Raw genomic sequence first — 16811 nt, 5'->3', positions numbered from 1 at the left:
CACCTCTGATCGGTGAGGTATGCCGAGCTAAGAGCAACCGCTCGCTCACCCGCGGCCGTGCGCCCGCCACCGCCCGCCACCGCTGTTGTAGGAGCGAGCCTGCTCGCGACACAGGTTCGCCCCAGCTGCGCGTCCGCGACCGCTGTTGTAGGAGCGAGCCTGCTCGCGACACAGGTTCGCGCCAGTCCTAAAATCAGTCGCATTTTTCAGCATTGCCCCGAAGTCAGGGCGCGATCCATCTCGTCGTGCATGAAACCAACAAGAACACCTCAAAGAAAAAGCCCGGCATCGGCCGGGCTCATCTTCATTCCGCAGCGTCGTCCGCCTGCGAAGCTTCCAGCTCTTTCAACAACCGATAAATCTCGCGGAACGCATGCAGCGGCTTGTTCGCGTCGCGCTCGACGCGTGCCTGACGCACGATCGATCGTACGTGCTGGCGATCGAGATCGGGGTACTTGTCGAACAGCTCGCCGAGCGCCTCGTCACCACCGGTCAGCAGCTTTTCGCGTGCGGCCTCCAGGCGATGCATGTGCGCGGCTTCCTGACGCTGGCGATCACGGTCTTCACCGAGCGCGGCGCGGGCGTCGACGAAGGCGGCGTCGCCGTGGCGGCGCATCTGCTTGGCCAGGTAGGCGAGCTGGCGCTTGCGGGCGATGTGCGCCGTGATTTTCCGGGTGCGGCCGATCTCGTCGACGATGTCATCGGGCAGCTTCAGCTTGGGGATGCGGCTGGGCGGCAGGTCCATCAGCTGGCCGGCGAGCTTCAGCATATCGAGCGCATTGCGGCGCAGTTCGCTGCGGCTCGGGCCGAAGTCTTCTTCTTCCTCGTCCGCGCGCGGACGGTCGTCATGCGGCCTCATGCCTGGGTCTCCTGAATGGCGAGCGGATCGGTGGCGTCACGCTCGAAGGCGAAGCGCGGTACGGTGTTGCCGTCGTGCTGGACGGTCTCGGCGAACATGCTGGCCGGGCGTACCCAGAGGCCGTGTTCGCCATAGAGGGCCTGATAGACGACGAGTTCTTCCATCGTCTCGCTGTGCCGGGCGGTGCCCAGTACGCGATAGGGCATGCCCTTGAAGTGGCGGTAGTAGCCGACACGGATGCTCATAACGGTTCCATGGCACCATGGACGGTGCGCTGCGTTGCTTTTGATCGGGTCACGCGGCCCCATATCCGGTGGGTTGGCCGCGTGCGGCCCGTCATTCTAACCCAGCCCTCCGGGAAGCCCTAAGTGAGCCTCGTTTCCACCGCCGACAGCAGCCAGCAGGACCTCGACCGCCTCGCCACCCTCGCCGAGGACACCATCCGCCGGGCCCGCGCGGCCGGCGCCAGCCAGGCGGAGGTCTCCGCCAGCATCGACACGGGACTCAGCGTCAACGTCCGTCTGGGCGAGGTCGAGACCGTCGAGCACACCCGTGACCGCGGCTTCTCGCTGACCGTGTACTTCGGCCAGCGCAAGGGCTCCGCGAGTACGGCGGACCTCAATCCGGACTCGATCCAGGCCACGATCGAGCAGGCCTGCGCCATCGCCCGGTTCACCGAGGAAGACCCGGCGGCCGGTCTGGCCGACGCCGACCGTATGGCCACGAGCTTCCCCGACCTGGACCTCTGGCACCCATGGGACCTCGACGTGGACCAGGCCATCGCGCTGGGCCAGGCCATTGAGGACGGCGGTCGCGAGGTGGCGGGCATCACCAACTCCGACGGTTCCAGTGTCAACACGGGCCGGAGCCTGTCGGTCTACGCTAACTCGCATGGCTTCCTCGGCCGCGAGCGAGGCACGCGCCATTCGCTGTCCGTCGCGCTTATTGCGGGCGAGGACGACGCCATGCAGCGCGACTACTGGTACGACAGTGGCCGCCGCGCGCAGGACTTCATGGACCCCGCCGAGATCGGTCGCAAGGCCGCCGAGCGCACGCTCTCGCGCCTGAATGCGCGTCGCCTCGGTACACGCCAGTCGCCGGTGCTGTTCGCACCGGAAGTCGCCCGCGGCCTGCTCGGACACCTGCTCGGCGCGATCAGCGGCGGATCGCTGTACCGCCGGTCGAGCTTTCTCGTCGACCACGCGGGTAAGCAGATCCTGCCGTCGTGGTTCCGGCTCGATGAGAAACCGCTCATTCCTCGCGGTCTGGGCTCGTCCGTTTTCGATGCCGAAGGCGTCGCCACGGTCGAGTCGCCGCTGGTCGTGGATGGCGTGTTGCAGCGTTACATCCTCGGCAGCTATTCGGCACGCAAGCTGGGTCTGCAGTCCACCGGCAACGCCGGTGGCGTGCACAACCTGGTCGTGAAGACGGGTGACGACGACCTCGCCGGCATGCTGCGCCAGCTCGGTACCGGCCTGCTCGTCACCGAGGTGATGGGGCAGGGTGTGTCGATCGTGACGGGTGATTATTCCCGCGGTGCATCGGGTTTCTGGGTAGAAAACGGCGAAATCGCCTACCCGGTCGAAGAGATCACCATCGCGGCGAATCTGCGCGACATGTACGCCGGCCTGGCGGCGGTCGGTGCCGACGTGGACCGGCGCTCGCACGTGCTGACCGGGTCCTGGCTCATCGAGAAGATGACCATCGCCGGCGAATGACCGGGTCCGGGCCGTCGTGACGTACGGCCCGACCCTGCCGGAAGTCTGCTTGACAGGCTCACGGCGCTCTCCGACAGTGGGCGCGACATCTTACGGAGCAGCGCCATGAGTACGCCGTCCGACCACATCCCGCCGACACCGCCGCCGCCTACACCGCCGCCGCCCCCGTATGGCGCCCCGCCGTACGAACCGGTGCCGCCCGCCTCCGCGCACACCAACGACGACAAGAACCTGGCGATGCTCACGCATCTGTCCGGGCTGATCCTCAGCATCATCGTGCCGCTCGTCGTCTGGCTGATCAACAAGGACAAGGCGGATAAGGGCTACCTGGTGGCCGAGGCCAAGGAAGCGCTGAACTTTCAGCTGACCGTGCTTATCGGTTACGTGATCTGCTGGATCCTCACGGTGATCCTCATCGGTGCCTTCCTGCATCTGGTTCTGTGGATCGTCAACATCGTCTTCTGCATCCTCGCCGCGATAAAGGTGAGTCAGACGGGAACGTATCGGTATCCGTTCGCCTTGCGGCTGGTGAGCTGATTCGAACCGTTGTGACGGAAAGAAAAAAACCCGCTCAGGCGGGTTTTTTTCGTTCGGCGGCAGGGCTGGGCCTCACCGTCGCGTTGCCTCGCGCCGTGGGCGGTTAGTGGCCGCGATTGGCGGAATAGCGGGCGAGGTCCGCCAGCCATTCGGCACGAGGACCGAGCGGGGCGATGGCGTCGAGGGCATCGTCGACCAGGGCGGTCAGGTGCGCCTTCGAGGCGTCGAGGCCGATGATCGACGGGAACGTCGGCTTGTCGGCTGCCGCGTCCTTGCCGGCGGTCTTGCCGATGACGGCGGATTCGCCCTCGATATCGAGGATGTCGTCGCGGACCTGAAACGCCAGTCCGACGGCATGGCCGTAACGGTCCAGTCGTTGCAGCAAGGCGTCATCCCGGCACCCGGCCGCGAGAGCGCCGAGGCGAACCGAGGCGCGGATCAGGGCGCCGGTCTTGTAGGCGTGCATGCGCTCGAGCTCATCGAGCGACAGCCGGGTACCCACCGCCGAAAGATCGAAGGCCTGGCCGCCGGCCATACCTTCGGCACCGCAGGCCGCGCCGAGGGTGCGCAGCATGGCGATCCGTGACATGGCGTCGTCCTCGGAACCGAACGGCGTGGCCAGAATCTCGAACGCCAGCGCCTGCAGCGCATCCCCGGCGAGGATCGCCATGGCCTCGCCAAAGACGATGTGGCAGGTCGGGCGGCCGCGGCGCAGGTCGTCGTCGTCCATGGCCGGCAGGTCGTCGTGCACGAGCGAATACGCGTGGATGATTTCCACGGCACTCGCGGGCGCGTCGAGGATCCCGCCGTCGCGACCGAGGGCATGGCCCGCCGCGTAGACGAGAAGGGGGCGCAGACGCTTGCCACCGCCCAGCACCGCGTAGCGCATGGCGCGATGGAGTTCGGTGGGGGCGAGATCTTCGGCGGGCAGCGCGCGCGCGAGCGCGTCGTCTGCACGGCCGACCAGCGCCTTGAGCGGCGCGGGCAGGTCAGTCGGTGCGGGAGTCAAAGGCTTCGGCGGTTTCGGGGGCTTCGGGATCGAGCAGGAGTCGCACGCGCAGTTCGGCCTGCTCCAGCGCCGTCTGGCAGTGGCGATAGAGGCCGATGCCGCGTTCGAAGGACTTGAGGGACTCGTCGAGACTGAGTTCGCCGCCTTCCATCCGTGTGACGAGTTGCTCGAGTTCGTCGAGCGAATGCTCGAACTCGGCGATCGAGGGAGTGGCGGCGGCAGGGGCGGACGACTTCGGCATGGCCGCAAAACTAGCTCACATAGGCTTTTTGATCAATCGCGCGGCGAATCAGGCGTCCTCATCCCACGTGAGGACGCCACCCGCTTCCTGGAACAGCCGTCGGCCGCGTTCGCTCATCCAGCGGGATCCGACGGCGACCAGCTCCTTGCCGGACCACAGCAGCGGCATGCGCGGACGGCGCCACGGCGGCACCGCGCCCTGCTGGAACAGGTCACGCAGTTCGCGGGTGTGCCGGTCCCCCTCGGGACGCAAGGTTTCGCCGCCGGAGCGATAGCGCACCTGGAGCGGCTCCCGTAGTCGCGCGGACCCCAGGGTGAGCGTGCCCCCACCGGGCAGCGCCAGCGGCTCACCCGACCATATGGCCGACCATTCGGTATCGAACGAGGGCAGTCGCCGCATGGCCCACAGGCGGCCGCGCCAGACACGCACCTCGGTATCCAGCCAGCCGACCAGCGGAAGCTTTTCGGCGCCACCTTCGCGGGCCTGACGTTCCAGTTGCAGTCGCTGTCCGGTCGTGGGGGCGGACAGGCCCTGCGTGTGCAGCCAGTGCTCGAGCAGTGGCGTCCGCCACGCCGGCTGAAGCGCGAGCCAGCCTTCGGCGTCCAGCGTTCCCTCGGGGCGGCGCACGGTTTCCAGTGCATCCATCCACGCATCGCGCAGGCTGTCGGCCGCTTCCATGCATAGCCGCGCGCTGTGCGCGATGCTGGTGCCAGCCTGAGGCCAACGCTCGAGAAGCACGGGAAGCACGCTGCCGCGCAGGTAGCCACGGGCGATCGACGGGTCGTCGTTGGACGGGTCGTGAATCGTCGACAGGGCATGCGTGGCGACATGCTCGAGCAGCGCGTCGCGCGGCAGGTCGAGGAGTGGCCGCCAGAGCATCCCCGCGCCTGACGGACGCAGCGGACGCATGCCGCCCAGGCCGTCGGGCCCCGCGCCACGCAGGAGTTTCAGCAGCACGGTCTCGACCTGGTCGTCCCGATGATGTGCCAGCACCATGCGCTCGCCGGGACGCAGCGATGCAGCGAAGGCGGCGTGCCGCGCACGTCGCGCGGCGGATTCGACCCCTTCGCCGCGACTGAGATCCACGGAGACACGGGATACCTCGAGAGGTATTTCCAGACCGTCGCAGAATCGTCGGCAGTGCGAAGCCCACGCGCCGCTTTCGGCATGCAACCCGTGATCCACGTGCAGCGCACGCAACGGCGGGCGTGGCGAATGGGTCGCCAGGGCGTGCAGGAGGGCGCTCGAGTCCGGCCCGCCACTGAACGCGACGACGAGCGCAGCCCTGGGCGCGTCACTGAGAGCGCTCGCCACGTGATCGGTCAGGGAACGGCTCATTTGCCCTTGCTTCGCATGCGCACGTAAAGGTGTTTGGCATTGCCGAACTGACGCTCGTCCACGTCGAACAGGCCGATGCCGTTGATCAGGCCGCTCAGTTTGGCGTAGCCGTAATTGCGTGAATCGAAGTCGGGTGAGCGCTTGCTGAGGATGCTGCCGATGCCGCCGAGCGCGGCCCAGCCATTTTCATCGGAGGCGGCTTCCACCGCGTTGCGCAGGCGATTGACAAGCTTGGTATCGCCGCGCAGTTCGCTGGCGGACTTCGGTGCGGGCGCTTCATCGCCCTCGTTTTCGCTGGCGCCCACCAGCACCTCGGTGTAGATGAACTTGTCGCACGCGGAGACGAACGGTTTGGGCGTCTTCAGTTCGCCGAAGCCGTAAACGATGAGCCCCGCCTCGCGAATGCGCGACGCCAGCCGCGTGAAGTCACTGTCGCTGGAAACGATGCAGAAGCCATCGAAGCGTTCGGAGTACAGCAGGTCCATCGCGTCGATGATCATCGCGGAGTCCGTCGCGTTCTTGCCGGACGTATAGGCGAACTGCTGGATCGGCTGGATCGAATGATCGAGCAGGGCGGCCTTCCATCCGTTGAGGTTGGGGCCGGTCCAGTCGCCGTAGATGCGCTTCACGTGCGCGGTGCCGTACTTCGCCACTTCGGCGAGCAGGCCATCGACGATGGCGGGGCGGGCGTTGTCGGCGTCGATCAGGACGGCGAGTTTGACGAGAGCGTCGGCCATGGCGCATGTCCGCTGGGGATATGCGCCGATGGTAACCGCAATGCCGGGACGATCAGCCCTCGGTGAAGGCGCCGTAGCCGCGCAGGCGCTTGTAGCGGTTTTCGAGCAGGGCTTCGACCGGCTGCGCTTCGAGGGCGTCCAGCTCGTTGAGCAGCACGGCCTTGAGACGCACCGCCATCGACTGCGGGCTGCGATGCGCACCGCCCAGGGGCTCGCGGACGATCTTGTCGATCAGGCCGTTCTCGAGCAGGCGCGGCGCGGTGAGGCCCATGACCTCGGCGGCATCCTTGGCCTTGTCGGCGCTCTTCCAGAGAATGGACGCGCAACCTTCGGGCGTGATGACCGAGTACGTCGAGTACTGCAGCATCAGCGTGCGGTCGCCTACGCCAATGGCCAGCGCGCCGCCGGAGCCGCCTTCGCCGGTTACGGTGCAGATGATCGGCACGCGCAGCTCGGCCATTTCGAGCAGATTGCGGGCGATGGCTTCGGACTGACCGCGTTCTTCCGCATTGATGCCCGGCCACGCGCCGGCCGTATCGATGAAGGTGAAGACCGGGATCCTGAACTGCTCCGCCATCTTGAACAGCCGCAGCGCCTTGCGATAACCCTCGGGGCGCGGCATGCCGAAGTTGCGCTTCACCTTGGACTTGGTGTCGCGGCCCTTCTGGTGACCGACCACCATGACCGAGCGGCCATTGATACGGGCAAGGCCGCCCACGATGGCCTGGTCGTCCGCGAACATGCGGTCGCCCTTGAGCTCGTGGAATTCCTCGCACATCGCCTGGATGTAATCGAGGGTGTACGGACGTGCCGGATGGCGCGATACCTGGCTGATCTGCCACGGGGTGAGATTGCGGAAGATCTCGTTGGTCTTGATCTTCAGCTTTTCACGCAGACGGCCCACTTCCTCGTCGATGTTGAAAGCCTGCCCACTGCTGGCATGACGAAGCTCTTCGATCTTCGCTTCCAGCTCGGCAATGGGTTGTTCGAAATCGAGGAAGTTGGGATTCATGAATACGAAGCATCCGGACAAGACCGCTGATTATACCCAGTGGCGCCCTGGGACGTGTGCGCGAGGGTACGGTCGGCCCCGGACGTAAGAATTGCCCGAAATTCATGTAGGTACAACGGGCGCACGCGTCAGACGGCCCCCCCCGGGCGTGTGATCTTTGATTGAATGCGTCGGCGGGCACGGCTGCCCGCGGCCCTGCCTCGACCTTCGCGTCGACGGGAGGATCACCTCTTCTGACGAAAGGAATCATCATGCCCGGTGCAATTCACCGTATCGCAAAATGCCGCCGCTTCTCGCTTCTGATGGTCGGCCTGGTCGCCAGCGTCTCAGGGGCGAACGTGGCGTTCGCCGAGATCCCCGGCCCCTACGCGATCCATCGCATGCCCGAGTGCGACATCGCCGCGGAAGGCCAGATCTGCCGGCTCACCGTGCCAAACGGTGACTTTGAAGGCGTAAACGACGTCTTCTGGCATGGCGAGTACCAGTGGTTCGGGTTCAACACGAAGCGCCACGCGATGGGGGATCACCTCGCGCCCTGGGTCTTCGAAGGACCGGGCGCCGACAGGTACAACGCGTCGCTGGCGCTCTACGACACGTCGAATAACCGGTACCGGACGGTGCGCCTGGCGGAGCCGGAAGACAGTGTGACCCAGTGGGTCGCCCTCCCGCCCGCCGACGCCGACGATTTCGTCTACACCGTCCACGCGCATGTCGGTGCCGAGCAGGGCGGTGCCACGGTCCTCATAGCCACCGCGTTCGACGACGGCGACAAGAAGTGGAACGCGGCGCATAAGACACAGGCCATCAAGGGCGAGTTGAACTCGGGGGGCTGGCCCTCGGGCGAACTTGTCGACAGCGTCCTCGTCCCGGCAGGCTCGCATGTCCGGCATATCGGCGTGAGGATCCAGAAAGTCGACGGCGTCGGTGCGATCAAGGCGGACGATGTCGTCGTCGTCCGTTCCTACCCCGGCCAGATTCCCGTCCAGCTGTCGGCGTCCGAATAGGCGGCGTATCGCCCGGCCGGCAGGAGCGGCCGGCGCTCAGTCGGCCGGCCGTACCATGCGCAGCTCGGTCCCCAGAACACCGGGGATCGTCCGCAAGGTGCGCACGAGGTCGGGGAGGGCGCGCACGCGCCACTGATCGCCCAGTTCCAGGCTGGCCTGGCCTTCCGCGTTGCGGTAGCCGGCGAGCATCAGCGGGGTACGTCCCCCGCGATAACCCATCAGGGCCTGACGCAGGTGCTGCGGGAAGTCCGGACCGACGCCGTTGAGTTTCAGCGTGAGCAGGCGGCCGAAGTGCTCCATGGCGTCGGACAGCGCGTAGGCCTTGCGGGCACGCAGCTGATAGCCGCCGGCGAAGTCGTCGATACGCAGGCCCCCTTCAACCACGATCATGCTTCCGCGTGTAAGCAGGGGGGCGGCGTCGGTGAACACGTCACGAAAAAAGCTGGTCTCGAGCACGCCCGTCGCGTCCTCGATCTGGACGAACGCATCGCTCTCGCCACGCTTGCGCATGCCCACCACCATGCCGGCGACGGTCCACGGCGTGTCCGGGCCGCGACGGAAGCGGTTGGCGTTTTCGTCGTCGTCGTTACGGCGCGGTTTGGGCGGCTGGTAGCGCTGCGGAATCTCGCCGATGGGGCAGCTACCCAGCTGCGCCAGTTCGGCCTTCCACGGGTCGGTGGGGTGACCGGACAGGTAATGGCCGAGCGTGTCGTGCTCGCCCTGCAGCAGCTGTTCGAGCGGCCACTCCGGCACTGAACCGGAGAGTTCGATGATGCTGGGGGCTTCCGCCTCACCGAACGCGTTGCCGAAGATGTCGACCTGTCCCGAGGCGCGGTTCTTCGCTTCCTGGTCGGCGGCGCGCATCGCTTCGGGAATGTGCTTGACCAGGGTGGCGCGGTTCTCGCCGAGCGCGTCGAGCGCGCCGGACTGGACCAGCGCTTCCATGGTGCGCTTGTTGAGCTTGCTCGAGCCGACGCGCTGGCAGAAGTCGACCAGTCCGCGGAACGGTCCCTTCGCCTTGCGTTCGGCGACGATTTCCTCGCAGATACCCTGGCCGACGCCCTTGATCGCGCCGAGGCCGTAACGCACCACGCGCGGCTCCACCGCTTCGAACATCCAGTCCGACGCGTTGACGTCGGGCGGCAGCACCTTGATGCCGATCGCCCGCGTTTCTTCGAGGAAGGTGACGGCCTTCTCGGTGTTGTCCATGTCCGACGAAATCGTCGCGGCCATGAACTCGGCGGGGTAGTGCGCCTTCAGCCAGGCGGTCTGGTACGACACCAGCGCATACGCAGCGGCGTGCGACTTGTTGAAGCCGTAGCCGGCGAACTTCTCCATGAGGTCGAAGATCGCATCGGCCTTGTCGCCCACGATCCCGTCTTTGGCGGCACCTTCGCGGAAGGTCGCGCGGTGCTTGACCATTTCCTCGGCTTTTTTCTTACCCATCGCTCGGCGGAGCAGGTCGGCGCCGCCGAGCGTGTAACCGCCCACGATCTGCGCCATCTGCATCACCTGCTCCTGATAGACCATGATGCCGTAGGTCTCTTTCAGGATGGGTTCGACGCGCGGATCCGGGTACTCCACCGCTTCGCGCCCGTGCTTACGCGCGCAGAAGCTGGGGATCAGATCCATCGGGCCGGGGCGGTACAGCGCCACCAGTGCGATGATGTCTTCGAAACGGTCGGCCTGGGCCTCTTTCAGCATGCCCTGCATGCCGCGCGACTCCAGCTGGAAGACGGCGACGGTCTGCGCTTTCTTCAGCAGGTCGTAGACCTTGGGATCGTCCAGCGGCAGCGATTCGATCACCAGCGCGTCCGTGCCTTCCTTCGCCCGGCGCTTGTTGATCGCCTTGACCGCCCAGTCGATGATCGTGAGCGTGCGCAGGCCGAGGAAGTCGAACTTCACCAGGCCGACCGCCTCGACATCGTCCTTGTCGTACTGCGTGACGACGCCTTCGCCGCTGGCTTCGCAGTACAGCGGTGCGAAGTCGGTCAGCGGTGTGGGCGCGATCACCACGCCGCCCGCGTGCTTGCCGGCGTTGCGGGTGAGGCCTTCGAGGCTGAGCGCCAGGTCGATCAGCTGGCGCGGCTCTTCTTCCTGATCGTAGACGTCGCAGAATTCCTTGACGATGCGATCGGGTTCCTTTCTGGCTTTTTCCGTACGGCCGAGCGCGTCGCCGAGGGTCAGGTCGAGCGGCCGGTTGGGAATGAGTTTGGCGAGACGGTCGACCTGACCGTAGCCCATGCCGAGCACGCGACCGGAGTCGCGCAGCACGGCCTTCGCCGCCATCGAGCCGTAGGTGATGATCTGACTGACGTGATCGCGACCGTACTTGCGCGCCACGTAGTCGATCACCTCGTCGCGGCGATCCATGCAGAAGTCGATGTCGAAGTCGGGCATCGACACGCGTTCGGGGTTGAGGAAGCGCTCGAAAAGCAACTCGAACTGCAGCGGATCCAGGTCGGTGATCTTCAGCACCCACGCCACGAGCGAGCCCGCGCCCGAGCCTCGGCCCGGGCCCACCGGAATGCCGTTGTCCTTCGCCCAGCCGATGAAGTCCGCGACGATCAGGAAGTAGCCGGGAAAGCCCATCCGGATGATGACGTCGACTTCGCGATCCAGGCGCGCCTGGTAATCCTCCAGCGTCTTGCCGGCGGCGATGGGATGCTGGCTGAGGCGTTCTTCGAGCCCCTTTTGCGCGAGATCGCGGATGAAGGTGTCGAGCGTGTGGCCTTCGGGGACCGGGAAGTTGGGCAGGTAATACGTGCCGAACTCGAGCACGAGATTGCAGCGCTTGACCAGTTCGACCGTGTTTTCCAGCGCCTCGGGAATGTCGGCGAACAACGCCTCCATGTCCTCGGGCGACTTGAAGTACTGCTCTTCGCTGTAATCCTTCGGGCGCTTCGGATCGGCGAGAACGCGGCCCTGGTTGATGCAGGTGCGGGCCTCGTGCGCATCGAAGTCTTCGCGCAGCAGGAAGCGCACGTCGTTACTCGCGATCACGGGCAGTTCGTGATCGCCTGCCAGCGCCATGGCGGCGCGCACCCAGTTTTCTTCGTTCTCGCGACCCGTGCGGGTCAGTTCGAGGTAAAGACGGTCGGGGAACAGGCGCTGCAGGAAGCTGAGGCGCAGGGTCGCGGCGGGAAGACCCGCCGTCAGCGCGACGCGCGCGACTTCACTCTCGCGACCGGCGATGGCGATCAGGCCGCGTACGCTCTCGGGATGCATCCAGGCGGCATCGACGAGCGCGCGGCCGGTACCCTGGCCTTCGCGCCAGGCGCGTGAGACCAGCCGGGAGAGATTGAGGTAGCCGTCGCGATCCTGGCAGATCAGCGTGAGACGCCAGGGGCGCGGATCATCGGGGCTTGAGACCCAGATGTCGCAGCCACCGATCGGCTTGATGCCCGCCGCCGTGCACTGCTTGTAGAACTTCACCAGCCCGAACATGTTGTTCTCGTCCGTCAGCGCGACGGCGGGCATACCCGCCCGCGCGCAGGCGGCGACCAGCTGCTTGATGCGGATGGTCGAGTCGACCAGCGAGTACTCGCTGTGCAGGTGGAGATGGGCGAAACGAACAGACATGGGCGGCGCCGGGCAGAGCAGAGGGAAGGCTACGCCGGGATGGGGGCGGGGACAAGAATTGACAGGACGGATTTGTCCGCCGGACAGCCATCTGGCGGCCTCGGCAGGTGATTTAGCGGGGCCGTGTAGGTGGTCGCCGCGAGGTTGCTGCGGTCTACGCCGTCAGGCCTGTCAGCGGGCCACAGTTTCCTGGGCAATCGACCGACAATCCCGTCGGCTGGCGCCTGAGCTATCCCCCTCCCTCGCCCTGGCGCCAGCGTACGTACTACCCCTCATCACTCACAAAGGAATGTAAGTCATGCGCAAGCACCCTTCTCACCGGCGGTGGGTCGCCACGGCGGCGATCGCGACCCTGCTCTTCACCGGTCACACGCTGGCGGCTCCGTCACTGGAAAATCTCCCCGGTTGCCGCGGCTCGATCGATGCCATGGCTCAGGCAGCCTGCCGACTGCGGACCGACCACGGCTTATTCGAGCGGACCTCGATGTGGCAATCGTTCGGCCACCCTGGCGAGCAGATCGACGGAGGCGTAGGCCCGGCGTGGCACGCTCCGACCATGACGGTCCGTGGGTTCACGCCGCTCGGTACGACGTATTACGGCGGCGACGTCAGCTACACCGTCCAGTTCAACGCAGGTCTCACGCAGGTCGAGGGCGGCGCCCTCGGCAAGCTGCGAGTGAATTTCTGGCTGGGCGACGACCAGGGGCGGCACCGGCTGGACCTTGGCGAGAAAAAGGCGACGTTCGGCGGCGATACCGCCGGCACGTTCCGCTTCACCGTGCCGGGCCAGAACGTCGGGTTCGATCCCAACTTCCTGTATGTCGACATCCACTCGGAGGAGCGGGTCTCGACCCCGGGAGGCCATGAGATGTGGATGGAAGGCGGCTCGGTGTCGATCCAGAACGTGCACGTCAGCGTCCAGCCGACCGCGGCGAATTGATTGTCACCCACTCCGGCCACCCGGCCGGAGTGGGTTTGCCGCTAGCTGTCAGCGCATGTGCGCTTCGGGATGCTCGATGAACCAGAGCCCTGCGAACAGCTTCGCGTCGATGGAGAAACCTTCCTTTGCACGGTCGAACAGCCACTTGCCGGCTTCGGCGCGTGGCACTTCGTGAACGATGATGTTTTCCGTCTCGTCACCGCCGCCCTTGCCCACCCTGGACAGGTCCCAGGCGCGCGCAAAGGCGATCATCTCCGTGCTCATGCCGGCCGACGACGGGCCCTCATGCACGAACTCGATGCTGCCGCAGGCGTAGCCGGTTTCTTCTTCCAGTTCGCGGCGAGCGGCCAGCAGTACGTCCTCGTCCTCGGCACCGGCAAGATCGCCGACGAGGCCGGCGGGCATCTCGATGGTGTTCTTCAGGATCGACACGCGGTACTGCTCGACGAAGACGACCTTGTCGTCGGGCGTCACCGCGAGAATGATCACCGCGCCACCCGGATTGTTACGTTCGGCGTATTCCCAGCGGCCGCGCTTCTTCAGGGTCAGCCACTTCGCCTTGTGCAGGACCTCTTCCGGCGCACTGGCGTCATCGGGGATCGGCGAGGCATGGGGCAGCGGACTGGTCTGCATGGCGGGTTCCTTGGAGGGATAAGGGAATATCCGACCAAGGGTATATCGACTGGGTAACGTATTACATCAAGGCGCGCAGGCGTGACCGGGTCAGCGGTCCGAAGCGCAGGCGCTCGCACAATTCGTCGATCGTCGCGGCCTCGCCCTGACGGCGGCTCAGGGCATCGGCGGTCTCGGCGACGGCGATATCCAGCGCGATGCGGGTGAGGCGACGGCACAGCAGCGCCTGTTCCGCATGTTCACGCAGACGGACCGCACAGGCCGCGGCGCCGCGGATGCGCAGGTACGGCACCTCGTCGATGCGATCGAGCAGGTTGTCCAGGCTACCGAAGTGGGCGAGCAGGGCGGCCGCGGTCTTCGCGCCGATGCCAGGCACGCCGGGGATGTTGTCGACGGCGTCACCGCACAGCGCCAGATAATCGGCGACCTGGTGTGGATGCACGCCGAGCTTGTCAAAGACGCCGGAAGGCCCCCAGCGCACGTTCTTCGCGAAATCCCATTGCTCGTCGTGCTCGCCGAGCAACTGACCGAAGTCCTTGTCGGCGGAAACGATGACGCCGCGGAAGCCATGCGAGCGCAGGCCCCACAGCGCGCTGCCGATCAGATCGTCGGCCTCGTACTGGTGATCGTTGAGCACGGTGAGTCCAAGGGCCGCGGAAATCTCGCGGCACAGCCCGAACTGACGGACCAGATGGGGCGGTGGCAGGTCGCGGTTGGCCTTGTACGCCGGATAGATCGTGTTGCGGAACGAGGTGGTGAGCGACGCGTCGAACGCCACCGCGATGTGCTCCGCACGGCTGCGCTCGAGCAGCTCGCAGAGGAATCGCGTGAAGCCGTGCACGGCGTTGACCGGCTCGCCTTCGTGGTCGTGAAATTCGTCGGGCATGGAGTGCCATGCGCGGAACACATACAGGCTGCCGTCGACCAGGTGGACGAGGGAGTCGTCGCTCACGGCGACCACACGCTCACGATGTCGTCGTACGACGGACGATCGCGCTCCGGCGCGTCGATGGCGGCCGTGCCGATGTGGATGAAGCCGACGATGTGTTCGCTTTTCTTCATGTCGAGCAGCTTCGCGACTTCACGGTCGTAGGCGGCCCAGCCGCTGAGCCACTGCGCTCCGTAGCCGAGCGCCTGCGCGCCGAGCAGGATGTTATAGGCGACGCAGCCGGCGGTGAGGTCCTGCTCCAGCTCGGGGACCTTGCTGTCGGTGTCGATCTTCGCGGAAACGACCAGGACCAGCGGGGCGAATTCGTAGCGGCGCTGTTCTTTCTCGCGCTTGGATTCGGACAGGTCCGGATTGGCTTCGACCGCCAGCTTAGCCAGCTTGCGGCCAAAGACCAGTTTGGCCTCGCCGCGCAGCACGCGGATGCGGAAGGGTTCGAGCTTGCCGTGGTCGGGCACACGGATCGCGGCCTCGAGGAGGCGGCGCAGCGTGGCGTCATCGGGAGCGGGTTCGCCGAGCTGGCGCGAAGGCACCGAACGGCGGTCGTTGAGGAAAGCCAGGTCGTTTTCGGTCATTGGCCCAGTTTAGCTCACTCCCCCGGAGGGGGAGGCGGCCGGCGATCGCCCGGGCCGTCGGGGCCGCCCGGACCGCCGTGTGGCGGGGGCACGATGTCGTTCGGGCCCGCGTGGTCCACCGCGTCGCGGCGCTGATCGGGTGTCATGTTGCGCCACTTCTCGATCAGCGCGTGCCGCTGGTCGGGCGTGAGGTTCCTGAAACGCTCGAAGGCGTCGTGCAGGCGGGCACGCTGGTCGGGAGAGAGGTCCTGAAACTTCTGCTGGTTCCGGCGTGCCTCGGCTCGCTCCTCCGGCGTCATGTGCTGCCAGCGTTCGATGCGGTCGCGGATTTCCGCACGACGATCCGGCGGCAGCCCGCGCCAGCGCTGGGCTTTTTCGAGCATCCGCGACTGGCGCTGCGGCGGGAACGTGTCCCAGTCGTGGGCCAGCGGCGCCAGGATGTCCTTTTCGTCGGCCGACAACGCGCTCCACGGACGGGGCGGCGGCAGCGGCATCTCACCGCCGGGCGGCGGTGGGGGGCGATCCTGCGCGCTCGCCGTCAGCGGCGCCGCGAAGGCCATGAACAAGGCGAGGACGAGCGGAAGGCGGCGCATGGGGCTCACTTGCGGGACGGGGACGAGGGCGCGTCGTTGTAGGCGAGCCAGCTGTAGAACTGCATGTCCTTGTACAGCGCGGGGTCCGCGCTGTCGGCATCGGGCGGCAGATCGCTGGGCTCCGCTTCCGCGGACTGCTGCGTGGCTACGGGCATGTCCGAAGGGGATACCCGCGGCTGCCAGATCATCAGCGAAGCGAGAGCGACCACGGCGAAGGCTCCCGCGGGGAGCAGCAGGCGTCGCGTCATGGACGGTTGCGGACGGGCGAGCGCGGTGCGCCGCGCCGCGCGCAGGCGCCCCGCGGTGGCCGGATCCACGTCGCGGCTGGCCCGCAGGTACAGGTCCCGGGCGCGACGTTCGAGTTCTCGATCGTGCTGGCTCATCGCCAAGCCTCCAGTTGATCGCGCAGCGCATGCATCGCGCGCGAAAGGTGGGTTTTCACGCTGCCGTCCGAGCAGCCCATCGCGGCGGCCGTCTCGGCCACATCCAGGCCTTCCATGATGCGCAGCGTGAACGCTTCGCGCTGGCGCCGGGGCAGCTTGCGCACGGCCGTCACGATGTCGCCGTAGGCCTGCGTGTCCTGCAACCGGGCCGAGGGATCCGGCGCGTCGTCCGCCGGCTCCCACATCGGGAGTTCGTCGCCTTCGTCGTCGCGACCACCGCCCATCCAGCTGACGACGATGGACCGGACCTTGCGGCGCCGCTGCAGATCGACGATGCGTCGGCGCAGGATGCCCCAGAACAGCGGCGTCCACTCACCGGCGGGCTTACCCGCGTAATGATTGACGAGTCGCAGCATGGCGTCCTGGACGGCATCCATGGCGTCGTCCTTGTTGCCCAGGTGGATTTCGGCCATGCGCCAGGCGCGTCGCTCGATACCCGCCAGGAAGGCGTCCATGTTCGCCGGGACCTCGCGCAGATCCTCGAGCGATGCGCTGTCGAGTGCGAGGGAGCCGTTCACGGCTTTCTCCGCATCGTCGTGTTTCGCATCCTCGTGCTCCATATCGCCAGGTTCACTCCGGTAAACGCGGTCATCGACCGCCGGTTGACTGTTACTTCCCCGGAATATCTTTCCCGTAGGGGGATT

18 protein-coding genes are annotated in these 16811 nt (G+C 66.4%); 4 read left to right on the top strand and 14 right to left on the bottom strand.

Features of this window, described 5'->3' with window-relative positions:
• Positions 1-304: 304 nt before the first annotated feature.
• Together yjgA and BLT40_RS17575 are read right to left on the bottom strand one after the other, a co-directional pair.
• Positions 305-859, bottom strand: a complete 555-nt coding sequence (yjgA, locus tag BLT40_RS17580; protein WP_036115257.1) for a ribosome biogenesis factor YjgA — start codon at positions 857-859, stop codon at positions 305-307.
• Positions 856-1104 carry a DUF1653 domain-containing protein gene (locus tag BLT40_RS17575; RefSeq protein ID WP_036115254.1) on the bottom strand — a complete coding sequence of 83 codons (249 nt, stop codon included), beginning with the start codon at positions 1102-1104 and terminating at the stop codon, positions 856-858. Before BLT40_RS17575 ends, yjgA begins: the two co-directional genes overlap by 4 nt.
• A gap of 123 nt (positions 1105-1227) precedes the next feature.
• Between BLT40_RS17575 and pmbA the strand changes: the two genes are divergently transcribed.
• A complete protein-coding gene (gene pmbA / locus BLT40_RS17570) occupies positions 1228-2577 on the top strand; it encodes a metalloprotease PmbA (protein WP_036115253.1) in 1350 nt (449 codons plus the stop codon).
• 105 nt (positions 2578-2682) lie between these two features.
• Positions 2683-3114, top strand: a complete 432-nt coding sequence (locus BLT40_RS17565) for a DUF4870 domain-containing protein (RefSeq protein ID WP_090355299.1) — start codon at positions 2683-2685, stop codon at positions 3112-3114.
• 103 nt (positions 3115-3217) lie between these two features.
• On the opposite strand, the gene ispA is transcribed toward BLT40_RS17565, so the two are convergent.
• The 5 genes from ispA to BLT40_RS17540 are packed head-to-tail and all read right to left on the bottom strand — an operon-like array spanning position 3218 to position 7451.
• Complete coding sequence (gene ispA / locus BLT40_RS17560; RefSeq protein ID WP_090355337.1) at positions 3218-4102, bottom strand: (2E,6E)-farnesyl diphosphate synthase; 885 nt, start codon at positions 4100-4102, stop codon at positions 3218-3220.
• Position 4103: 1 nt separating this feature from the next.
• A complete protein-coding gene (locus tag BLT40_RS17555; RefSeq protein WP_090355296.1) occupies positions 4104-4364 on the bottom strand; it encodes an exodeoxyribonuclease VII small subunit in 261 nt (86 codons plus the stop codon).
• Positions 4365-4412: 48 nt separating this feature from the next.
• Positions 4413-5702, bottom strand: a complete 1290-nt coding sequence (tilS, locus tag BLT40_RS17550) for a tRNA lysidine(34) synthetase TilS (protein ID WP_090355293.1) — start codon at positions 5700-5702, stop codon at positions 4413-4415.
• A complete protein-coding gene (locus BLT40_RS17545) occupies positions 5699-6439 on the bottom strand; it encodes an NYN domain-containing protein (protein WP_079520763.1) in 741 nt (246 codons plus the stop codon). Before BLT40_RS17545 ends, tilS begins: the two co-directional genes overlap by 4 nt.
• 52 nt (positions 6440-6491) lie before the next feature.
• Entirely contained in the window at positions 6492-7451 is a 960-nt protein-coding gene (locus BLT40_RS17540; RefSeq protein WP_043692721.1) for an acetyl-CoA carboxylase carboxyltransferase subunit alpha, read from the bottom strand.
• Between the two features lie 251 nt (positions 7452-7702).
• Here BLT40_RS17540 and BLT40_RS17535 point away from each other — a divergent pair, with 251 nt between their 5' ends.
• Positions 7703-8455, top strand: coding sequence for a hypothetical protein (locus BLT40_RS17535; protein ID WP_090355289.1), 753 nt, complete (start codon positions 7703-7705; stop codon positions 8453-8455).
• A gap of 36 nt (positions 8456-8491) precedes the next feature.
• Here the strand turns inward: BLT40_RS17535 and dnaE are convergent, their stop codons facing one another.
• The gene (gene dnaE / locus BLT40_RS17530; protein ID WP_090355287.1) at positions 8492-12037 is read right to left on the bottom strand and encodes a DNA polymerase III subunit alpha; all 3546 of its coding nucleotides are present in this window, start codon (positions 12035-12037) and stop codon (positions 8492-8494) included.
• 298 nt (positions 12038-12335) lie between these two features.
• On the opposite strand from dnaE, the gene BLT40_RS17525 reads away from it, so the two are divergent.
• Positions 12336-12977, top strand: a complete 642-nt coding sequence (locus BLT40_RS17525; protein ID WP_090355283.1) for a hypothetical protein — start codon at positions 12336-12338, stop codon at positions 12975-12977.
• A gap of 48 nt (positions 12978-13025) precedes the next feature.
• On the opposite strand, the gene BLT40_RS17520 is transcribed toward BLT40_RS17525, so the two are convergent.
• The 6 genes from BLT40_RS17520 to BLT40_RS17495 form a co-directional block, all read right to left on the bottom strand.
• Positions 13026-13610, bottom strand: a complete 585-nt coding sequence (locus BLT40_RS17520; RefSeq protein ID WP_036115229.1) for an NUDIX hydrolase — start codon at positions 13608-13610, stop codon at positions 13026-13028.
• A gap of 61 nt (positions 13611-13671) precedes the next feature.
• Positions 13672-14562, bottom strand: coding sequence for a 5'-3' exonuclease (locus BLT40_RS17515; RefSeq protein WP_255364055.1), 891 nt, complete (start codon positions 14560-14562; stop codon positions 13672-13674).
• Positions 14559-15131: a nitroreductase family protein gene (locus BLT40_RS17510; RefSeq protein ID WP_090355280.1), complete on the bottom strand. Its 573-nt coding sequence runs from the start codon at positions 15129-15131 to the stop codon at positions 14559-14561. Before BLT40_RS17510 ends, BLT40_RS17515 begins: the two co-directional genes overlap by 4 nt.
• A gap of 14 nt (positions 15132-15145) precedes the next feature.
• Positions 15146-15724, bottom strand: coding sequence for a DUF3106 domain-containing protein (locus BLT40_RS17505; protein WP_090355277.1), 579 nt, complete (start codon positions 15722-15724; stop codon positions 15146-15148).
• 5 nt (positions 15725-15729) lie between these two features.
• A complete protein-coding gene (locus BLT40_RS17500) occupies positions 15730-16107 on the bottom strand; it encodes a hypothetical protein (protein WP_036115221.1) in 378 nt (125 codons plus the stop codon).
• Positions 16104-16685, bottom strand: coding sequence for an RNA polymerase sigma factor (locus BLT40_RS17495; RefSeq protein ID WP_036118197.1), 582 nt, complete (start codon positions 16683-16685; stop codon positions 16104-16106). Before BLT40_RS17495 ends, BLT40_RS17500 begins: the two co-directional genes overlap by 4 nt.
• Positions 16686-16811 lie beyond the last annotated feature (126 nt).

The organism is Dyella sp. 333MFSha (genome assembly GCF_900102405.1).
Lineage (GTDB): Bacteria > Pseudomonadota > Gammaproteobacteria > Xanthomonadales > Rhodanobacteraceae > Luteibacter > Luteibacter mycovicinus.
This window is presented reverse-complemented; position numbering and strand designations above follow the sequence as displayed.